The organism is Mycobacterium sp. (assembly GCF_049278535.1).
In the GTDB taxonomy this organism is placed as follows: Bacteria; Actinomycetota; Actinomycetes; order Mycobacteriales; family Mycobacteriaceae; genus Mycobacterium.
Map to the genome: position 1 here is coordinate 1 of NZ_JBAPMI010000219.1, position 2,148 is coordinate 2,148.

Consider the following 2,148-nt stretch of genomic DNA (forward strand, 5'->3'; position numbering starts at 1 on the left):
GGTCTCCCAGCATCGTTCGGCCGGCGCCGATCACGTGTGCCTCCAGGTGTTGCTGAGCGACCCGAATGCCTATCCACGCGAGCAGTGGCGCCGAATCGCTGCGGCCTTGACCTAGCGAGTCACACCCGTCACTCCGAGAGGCGGTCACCCGATGTGCCCGCCTCTTAGCGACAACCGCGTTGATGTCACACCAGCGTGCGACGTTTCGGCGATGAATCTGCCTTGCCTTCGAGGTATCGAGCTGCGCTACGTGCTCGCCTTCCACCTGGCGAACCAGGGTGCGGCCACCGTCGCCGAGTTGATCGATGCCATTCGCCACCAAGGTTTCTGCGTTCAGGGGCGCCCATCGAAAGCCATCTCCGACGCACTGCGATGGGAGATCGAGCGCGGTCGGGTGCATCGACTCGGTCGGGGCCGATACGGCCCGGGATACATTCCGCGCTCGACCGAATACCGGATTCACCAACGCGTGCTGGCCCTGCGGACCGCAGTTGTCGCTGAGAGGCGGGCACAAAGTGTGCCCCTCCACCGTAGATACCGGAGTGGCTGATGTGAATAGGCCAGTACCGTAGGTCTCATGTCTTCCAAGCACACGCTGTTTCGGATCTTCTACCGGCTGGGCTTCACGCCTTGGGATGGCCACCCACTGGCCCAAAGCCTGCGAACCCTCATTGAAGGCAACGATGCGCTACCCGCCGGGGCCGCACTCGAACTCGGCTGCGGTACCGGCGACTGCTCGATCTACCTGGCGCAGCACGGCTGGGAGGTCACCGCTGTCGACTACGTAAAGCAGGCGTTGGAAAAAGCCCGCGTCAAAGCTGAGTCCGCCGGCGCCGTCATCAACTTCGCCCGCGCCGACGTGACCCGCTTGAGCTCAGCTGGCCTCGGCAACAACTTCGAGTTGATCGTCGACAACGGTTGCCTGCACAACATGAGCGACGGTGACCGTGATGCTTACGTCCGCGAGGTCACCGCCATGGCGGCCTCGGACGCGCGGTTGCTGATCGTCGCATTCGCTCCGGGCGGCAGGATCGGTGTACGCGGCGTCGAACCCGCCGAGATGGCGCGACGATTCAGCCACGGCTGGACACTGCTGTCTGCCGGCGCCGAGCGGGAACTAGACGCGGAACAAACCCCGACTCGGCACTACCTGTTCCAGCGCGGCGGTTAACTACTTGGTCAGTGAGGCCGGCGGCAGGAACCGGTCGCCGTACTTGGCGGCCAGCTCGCGAGCCCGCGCCACGAAGGCTTCCTTGCCGGTACCCAGCGCACCCTGATAGCCGACGATGAACTGCGCCGAGCCACCGGTGTACGGCGGAAAGCCGATGCCCATGATCGAGCCGATGTTGGCGTCGGCGGTCGACGTGAGAACGCCTTCGTCGAGGCACTTCTGGGTTTCCAGCGCCTCGGCGAACAGCATCCGGTCGATCATGTCCTGCAGTGGCAGATCCGCCGAGCCGGACTTGAACGTTTCGCGCAGACCCGGCCACAGCCGGGTGCGCTTGCCGTCGGCGTACTCGTAGAAGCCGGCACCCTTCAACCGGGACGGACGCTCGAGCTCGATCATCTTTTCTACGACCGCCTCGGCGGGGTGCGGCTCGTACTTGCCGCCGGCGTCCTCGACGCCCTTGCGGCTCGCTACGGCGATCTTGTGCATCAGCTCGAGGTTGAGCTCATCGGAGAGCTGCAGGGGCGGTGCCGGATAGCCGGCCTGCGAACCCGCGTGCTCGACGCTGGCGGGCTCCACACCCTCACCGAGCATCGCAAGCGCTTCGTTCACGAACGTGCCGATGACACGGCTGGTGAAGAACCCGCGGCTGTCGTTGACCACGATCGGGGTCTTGCCGATGGCCAGCGTGTAGTCGAACACCCGGGCCAGCGCCTCGTCAGAAGTCTTCTCGCCCTTAATGATTTCGACCAGCGGCATCTTGTCGACCGGCGAGAAGAAGTGGATCCCGATGAAGTCCTCCTGCCGCTTCACGCCGGTCGCCAGACCGGTGATCGGCAGCGTCGAGGTGTTCGACCCGAGCAGCGCGTTGGGTTCGACGACGTCCTCGATCTCCTGGAACACCTTGTGCTTGAGGTCCTGGTTCTCGAAGACGGCCTCGACCACGAAGTCAACGCCCTTCAGGTCGGCCGGGTCAGCGG

3 protein-coding genes and 1 pseudogene are annotated in these 2,148 nt (G+C 64.7%); 3 read left to right on the top strand and 1 reads right to left on the bottom strand.

Features of this window, described 5'->3' with window-relative positions:
• The 3 genes and pseudogenes from WAO18_RS15255 to WAO18_RS15265 form a co-directional block, all read left to right on the top strand.
• Positions 1 to 115: pseudogene (locus WAO18_RS15255) on the top strand (LLM class F420-dependent oxidoreductase); the annotation flags it as partial.
• A gap of 96 nt (positions 116 to 211) precedes the next feature.
• Positions 212 to 550 carry a hypothetical protein gene (locus WAO18_RS15260; RefSeq protein ID WP_422207097.1) on the top strand — a complete coding sequence of 113 codons (339 nt, stop codon included), beginning with the start codon at positions 212 to 214 and terminating at the stop codon, positions 548 to 550.
• A gap of 27 nt (positions 551 to 577) precedes the next feature.
• Entirely contained in the window at positions 578 to 1,171 is a 594-nt protein-coding gene (locus WAO18_RS15265; RefSeq protein ID WP_422207098.1) for a class I SAM-dependent methyltransferase, read from the top strand.
• Here the strand turns inward: WAO18_RS15265 and WAO18_RS15270 are convergent.
• A partial coding sequence (locus WAO18_RS15270) for a 3-hydroxyacyl-CoA dehydrogenase family protein (RefSeq protein ID WP_422207099.1) occupies positions 1,172 to 2,148 on the bottom strand: 977 nt, incomplete at its 5' end.